This is a genomic window from Deltaproteobacteria bacterium PRO3, from assembly GCA_030263375.1.
Lineage (GTDB): Bacteria > UBA10199 > UBA10199 > DSSB01 > DSSB01 > DSSB01.
In genome coordinates this window covers 38,183-44,442 of the sequence record SZOV01000015.1, presented here as the reverse complement: position 1 = coordinate 44,442, position 6,260 = coordinate 38,183, and the positions used below count along the sequence as shown (strand labels likewise).

Genomic DNA, 6,260 nt, shown 5'->3' with positions numbered 1-6,260 from the left:
GATGGGGGTTGAAGGGGGAGAAAGGATTTCTCCCCCTGGGCTTTAGCGAGACCGGACTTGCTCCGGGCTCGCGAATCAACTAGCCCGACCGGGCCGTAGGTCTGGGGGAGGGTATCGCCTCACGGCCGGTGGTGGCGAGGAAGAGAGCCTGTGCAATAGATGGGAGGGCAATAAGCAAAGGCACGCGCCTACTCAATCCCCTGCGCCGCCAGATATCGTTCGGCGTCCAAGGCCGCCATGCAGCCCATGCCCGCGGCGGTGATGGCCTGGCGGTAGACGTGGTCCACGCAGTCGCCGGCCGCGAAGACGCCCGGGATGTCCGTCGCCGAGCCCTTCGTCACCAGGATGTAGCCGTTCTCGTCGGTCTTCAGCTGCTTGGCGAAAGGCGCGGAATTGGGCGTGTGGCCGATTGCGACGAAGACGCCGTCGACCTTCATATCTTTTGTCTCGCCCGTCTTGAGGTTCTTGATCCGGGCGCCGGTGACTTCGTTCTTGCCCTCGCTCAGGATGTCCTCCACCGCCGAATCCCAGATAAACTCGATCTTCTCGTTCTTGAAGGCCCGCTCCTGCATGATCTTGCTCGCGCGCAGCTCGCGGCGGCGGTGCACCACGTAGACCTTTTTCGCGAACTTGGTCAGGAAGGTCGCTTCCTCCATCGCCGAGTCGCCGCCGCCCACCACGATCAGGTCGGCGTTGCGGAAAAAGGCGCCGTCGCAGGTGGCGCAGGTTGAGACCCCGCGGCCCATCAGTTTCTTTTCGGCCTCGAGGCCGATCAGCTTCGGCGAGGCGCCGGTGGCGATGATGACGGCGTGGGCCTGGATCTCGCCTTGGCCCAGCTTTAATTTCTTAGGGTTGGAGGCCAGGTCGGCCTCGAGGACCTGGTCGAATTGGATCTGCGTGCCGAAACGCTGGGCCTGCTGGCGCATCCGCTCCATCAGCTCGGGGCCCATCACGCCCTCGGGGAAGCCGGGGAAATTTTCGACCTCGGTCGTGGTGGTGAGCTGGCCGCCGGGCAGGGTGCCGTCGATGACGACGGGCTCGAGGTTGGCGCGCGCGGCGTAGACCGCGGCGGTGAGGCCGGCGGCGCCGGATCCGATGATGACGACCTTGTGGACAGGAGAACTCATGAATGCACCTCTAAACGATGAATTTTGAGGTGCTACCGTTAGCCCCTTGGGCGGGCCTTGTCAAACCTCAAGGCCCGTAGCCGTCGACCGGGAACCTCTGACCGGGATCGGTCTTTCCGCCGCCGAAGGCCGGAGGCGGCGGGGTGACCAGGCCGTAGATCAGCCCGCCCAGCAGACCGCCGACCAAGGCGCCGCCGGCGTCGAAGAGCCAGGCGTTCTTGGTGACGTTGAGCTTGTAGGACAGGAGATTCCCTCCCGCCGCGCCGAGGGCCGAGGAGCCCAAGATGATCGAGCTTCCTTGCGTGAAGTATTGACCGTTCTGGTCCTTGATGGGCGCGAAGGCCAAGGCGGTGCCGACGCCCAGCCCCGCCACGCCGATCCCGAGCTCGGTGCCCAAGGTCCATTTGCGCAGGGCGACGTGCGGCGTGTTATCCGGGGACAGCTTCAGCTTCTCCTCGGTGGCGGCATTACGCGCCCAGACGATCAGATCCTCCAAGGCCTTCTTGTTGTTGCTCAGGATCGAGAAATTGCCCGTCTTGTAGAAGTTGTCGGTCGTCTGGACCTGCTTGTCCCAAAAGACCTCGATCTTGCCGTCCTTCTCGAAGAGGGCCTTCAAGAGGTGATTGATCGCCTCCAGGGCCTCCTTGCGCTGGTCCCCGGCCTTGCCGTCGACCCACAGGTGCAGCTCGCGGGAGATCTTCTCCATCGCGAAGGAATGTCCGGTGCCTTCCTCGCCGGACTTGAAGGTCAGGCCGGCGAGGATGATCTTCAGGGCGCCGGCGCGGGCCGGCGTGTCGCCGTACTTGATCTCGAGGTACTCGCGGAAGGCGGACTCGGCGGGTTGGGCCGAGAGGAGATCCGTCATCTCCTTTTGGGCCGCCTTGCCGTATTCGTTTTCGAGGAAGGCGATGCGCAGCAGCAGCTCTTTCTTCGCCGCCTCGGGGAGGTCCACGCTCCGCAGGCTGGAGACCGAGTCCCTCATGAAGGCGTAATAGTTCTTCGCGGCGTTGTAGTTGGGATCGATCTTGGAAAAGATGTCGTGGTAGACCTTCGCCGCGCCCTTGACCTCGTCGGAATAAAGATAGCTCGCATAACCCTTCTCCGCCAGGACGTGGTTGGCGAAGAGGACGATCAGCAAGTCGACGCTGCGCGGCTTCAGCTGGTCGCTGACGCTCTGCGACTTGTCCATCGCCGGCTTCATCGCCGCCCAAAATTTTTCGCGCGTCGCGTAGATGCCCAGCAGCCACTCGACCCGCTTTCGGCTCTCCGAGGACAGCTTGCTGTTGTCCTTGAGCCCCTTCAGGACCTTCTCGACCATCGTCCCCAAGACCGGATCGGCGAAGGCGAAGGCTCCGACCTTGATCGTGGTCTCCTGCAGGCTCTTCATCTTGGCGTGCTTCGGCTCCAGCTGGCCGTGCGAGATGAAGTTGGTGGTGATGTTGAACCAATTGAAGATCGCCCGATTTTTGTCGGGGACTTCCTTGCCCTCGAAGACGATGCTGATCTTTTTGAAGATGTCGGAGGGATTCTGCTCGTCGCCGAAGACCTTGGAGAACTCCGCCTTGACCGCCAAGTATTCCGCCAGTTCGGCGGCGGGGGCGCGGAAGTTCGGATATACCTTGAGCAGCTTGGCGGCATCGGCGGAGGCCGGCTGGAATGTCCCGTTCTTGCGCTCCAGCGAGATGCTGAGCCCGCTCTCCACTTCTTCCGCCTGGATCTTGCAAGGATCCTTCGCGGGGTCGGCCGGGGCCTCGAGACATTCCGCGGTCGTGCTGCGGATTTCAAAAATATTGTAAGTGGGTAGCTTGGTGGCTGGATCGCTCATCGTGTTTCCGCCCTATTCGTGAGGTGCTTAGGCGGGAAACACAAGGAAGGAGGTCCGGGAACGGCAGGTCGAAGGCCGCGCCGTGTCCGCGGATGAGGAAAATCTCTGTGAGGAAGCCAGACAGCTTCCCTGTGTGCCCCGTACCTAAATACCCGAAAATACAGAGTTTTCCTCAAAAACGGATCAGAGGCCGTTTTCGAGGTGTGGGTTGCTTAGGTGCCTCTTTCTCGGAAGACGAGGGCAAAAGTTGCGATGAAAGGCTTTTACCGCTTCTTGGCGTCTTAGGGCCCGTAGGGATCGACCGGGTAACGGCGTCCGGGATCGGGCTGCGGGGGTAGCTGGCCGCCGCCGGGCTTCGGCACCAAGAAACCGTAGGTCAGGCCCGCCGCCAGTCCGCCGATGAGGGAGCCCCCCAAGTCGAAGGCCCAATCGCCCTGGTCGATGTCGAGGGCGTAAGAGAGGGCGTTGCCCGCCGCCGCGCCGAAGCCGGCCCCGGCCGTGATCGTCGCCGCGCCCTGGCCCCACCAGCGCTCCTCGCTCTCGTCGACGGCCAACAGGGACAGCGCCGTCGCGGTGCCTGCGACGCCGATGCCCAGCTCGGTCAGCAGGGTCCATTTGCGGACGGCGACATGCGGGATCTTTTGCGGGGCGAGGGGATCCTTCGCGTCCTTCGCCTCGCCGCGCGCCCAGAGGATCAGCTTCTCCAGGGCGTTTTTGTTGGCGCCCATCAGCGGAAAGCTTGAGTAAAAGTTGTCCGTCTCCTGAAGCTTCTTGTCCCAGAATATCTCCATCTTGCCGCTCTTCTCGAAGAGCCCTTGCAGGACGTCCAGCAGGGCGACCGAGGCGCGGGCCTTCATCTCGAGGGGGAGGGCGGCGTGGTCGTCCTGGATCTCCTTGGCGGCCTTCTCCATGTTGAACTCGAAATGGGGCTTGCCCTTGGCAACCTTCACCTTCATGTGCTTCAGGAAGGTCTCCATCACCATCGCCTTGGCGGGCGTGTCGCCGTACTTGATGATCAAATATTCCCGAAGCGACTTCTCGGCCTCCTGCCCGGCCAGGAGGCTCAGCATCTCCTCGCGGCCCTTCTTTTCGTACTCCGATTGGATGAAATTGGCGCGGGTGCGGAAGTCCTTGAGGTAGGCGGTGGGGACCTCGGTGTCCTTCAAGGCCTTCATCGCGGAGGCGATGTAGGCGTAATAATTCTTCGCGGCATTATAGTGGGGGTCGACCTTGGACAAGACGTCGTGAAAGACCTTCGCGCTGCCCTGGACCGACGGCGTGGCGAGCTTGTCGTTGGTCCCCTTGTCGGCCAGGATGTGGTTGCAGAACAGGAACTGGATCAGTCCGCTGCTGCGCGCCCGCAGCTCGTCGCTGATCGCCTGCGACTTGTCCATGGTCGGCTTGAAATGCGCCAGCATCGCTTCCTGCACCGAGAGCACGACCAAGAGCCACTCGACGCGCTTGCGGCTCTCGGCGCCCAGCTTCTCGTTGCCCTTGAGACCCTGAAGGGTCTTCACGGCGAGGGCGCGAAGCGTCGGATCGACCGAGAAATAGGTGGCGACCATGACCGCCTCTTCTTGGAATTCCTTCGCCTTCGCGGCCTTCGGCTCCATCTGGCCGTGCGAGACGAAGCTCGCGACGACGTTGACCCAGCTCTCGATCGCGGCCTCCACGGTCTGGCCCTCGCCCAACAGGTGCTTGAACTTGAATTGCTTGGTGATCTCCAAGGGCTTCTGCTCGTCGCCCAGGGTCTTGAAGAACTCGCCGCGGACCGTCAGGTACTCGGCGATCTCGCGCGCGGGCGGCTTGAAGGAGGGGAAGGCCTTAGTCACGCTCGCGGCATCGCCGGAAGCGACCTGAAATTTGCCCTCGCGGCGCTCCAGGACGAAGCTCAGCTTCGTCTCGGCCTCGCGGGCCTCGACTTTACACGGATCTTTCTTGGGATCGGAGGGCTCCTGCAGGCATTCCTGCACGGAGATTCCGGGCAAGCGGAAACGTTCGTAGATTGGATCGCCCATGGGTGTGTCCCCTAATACACGCACCCGAGCCCATGGTGTTTGCGATGACGCCTTATTCTCGAATCAAAACGGAAATGGTTGCTTTAAAAGGGAATATCGTCGTCCACCTCGAGGGGAGCGGCCGCCTCGACCCCTGGGGCCGGGCGCGAGGCCCGATTGCCGGCGGGACGGCCCTCGCGGTCGCCCATCGGTCCGCCCAGGAACTGGATCGTCTGAGCCACCACCTCGGTGGTGTAGCGCTTGTTGCCGTCCTTGTCGTTCCACTCGCGGGTCTGCAGGCGGCCCTCGATGTAGACCGGGCGGCCCTTGCTTAGGTACTCGCCGCAGAGCTCGGCCAGCTTGCTCCAGACCACGATCTTGTGCCATTCGGTGCGCTCTTCCTTCTTGCCGTCCTTGTTGGTCCAGGACTCGTTGGTGGCAATGTTGAAATTGCACACCGCCGCGCCGCTGGGCGTGTACTTGACCTCGGGGTCGCTGCCGAGGTTGCCGATCAAGATGACTTTATTGACGCTCGCCATAAGGGGATCCTCCGTTTCGTTGGCGTTAACACAATCTTCGAAAAAATCTACAGCAACTTCTGTGCCAGGGAATCCCGCTCTTTCTTCCAGTCGGGATAGTCCTGGGCGAGGCCGTCCTTAGGGAGGGCGTCGAAGGCCTTCAGCTCGGCTCGGGCCCCTTCGGTGTCGCCGGATTGCTCGAGGCTGCGGGCCAAAAAGAGGCGATTGAGCGGATAATCCGGGGAAATTTTCACGGCCTCCCGCAGGTAGCCCACCGAGCGGTCCAGGTCTTGGGTGATATTCTTGGGGTTGAGCGAAAAGGAGGGGGCCTGGGCGAAGATGTTGCCTAGGATGCGGTAGCAGCCCGCGTGTTCGAAATCCGGTCGAATTTGGTTCAAGGCCTCGCAATTCGCGACCATCTTTTTTAGGCCCTTCTGGTAGTTGGGGATGTGGTTCTTGATGTAGACGCCGGTGTTGAGGGCGTGGAAGTAGAGGCAGTCGGCGGCCTGGGGATCGGCCTTCAGGCACTTGTCGGCGTATACGATGCCCTCGTGGGCGCGCTTGAGCTTGTCGGATTTCGCGGCGGCGTCGCGGGCGGCCAGGTAGGCCCGGCGCGAGGCCTCGCCCAGCTCGGACGGGCTTTTCAGTCGGTCGATGTCGGCGGGCATCGACTTGGGCGCGGCGCAGGCGACGAGCAGGCCGGCGAACAGCAGCCAATGCGGGAATCTTCGCATGGAGGGTTCCTAGACAGCCCCCATCCCTTTGTCAACGTGAGTCCCGAGCCGATTGGACC

Annotated in this window: 5 protein-coding genes; all 5 read right to left on the bottom strand. The window is 62.4% G+C overall.

The genetic code is table 11. From position 1 onward, the window contains the following. Positions 1 to 188 precede the first annotated feature (188 nt). Entirely contained in the window at positions 189 to 1,127 is a 939-nt protein-coding gene (trxB, locus tag FBR05_04445) for a thioredoxin-disulfide reductase (protein MDL1871435.1), read from the bottom strand. Between the two features lie 67 nt (positions 1,128 to 1,194). Continuing rightward, the gene (locus FBR05_04440) at positions 1,195 to 2,952 is read right to left on the bottom strand and encodes a hypothetical protein (protein ID MDL1871434.1); all 1,758 of its coding nucleotides are present in this window, start codon (positions 2,950 to 2,952) and stop codon (positions 1,195 to 1,197) included. A gap of 281 nt (positions 2,953 to 3,233) precedes the next feature. Beyond that, complete coding sequence (locus tag FBR05_04435; protein ID MDL1871433.1) at positions 3,234 to 4,970, bottom strand: hypothetical protein; 1,737 nt, start codon at positions 4,968 to 4,970, stop codon at positions 3,234 to 3,236. Between the two features lie 83 nt (positions 4,971 to 5,053). Then, positions 5,054 to 5,488 (bottom strand): single-stranded DNA-binding protein, encoded by a 435-nt coding sequence (locus tag FBR05_04430; GenBank protein ID MDL1871432.1) that lies wholly within the window; start codon positions 5,486 to 5,488, stop codon positions 5,054 to 5,056. 47 nt (positions 5,489 to 5,535) lie between these two features. Then, positions 5,536 to 6,201 (bottom strand): tetratricopeptide repeat protein, encoded by a 666-nt coding sequence (locus tag FBR05_04425; GenBank protein MDL1871431.1) that lies wholly within the window; start codon positions 6,199 to 6,201, stop codon positions 5,536 to 5,538. Positions 6,202 to 6,260 lie beyond the last annotated feature (59 nt).

Coding starts and splice junctions, on each gene's coding strand:
- trxB (MDL1871435.1), bottom strand. CDS start 1,127: ATGAGTTCTCCTGTCCACAAGGTCGTCATCATCGGATCCGGCGCCGCC.
- FBR05_04440 (MDL1871434.1), bottom strand. CDS start 2,952: ATGAGCGATCCAGCCACCAAGCTACCCACTTACAATATTTTTGAAATC.
- FBR05_04435 (MDL1871433.1), bottom strand. CDS start 4,970: ATGGGCGATCCAATCTACGAACGTTTCCGCTTGCCCGGAATCTCCGTG.
- FBR05_04430 (MDL1871432.1), bottom strand. CDS start 5,488: ATGGCGAGCGTCAATAAAGTCATCTTGATCGGCAACCTCGGCAGCGAC.
- FBR05_04425 (MDL1871431.1), bottom strand. CDS start 6,201: ATGCGAAGATTCCCGCATTGGCTGCTGTTCGCCGGCCTGCTCGTCGCC.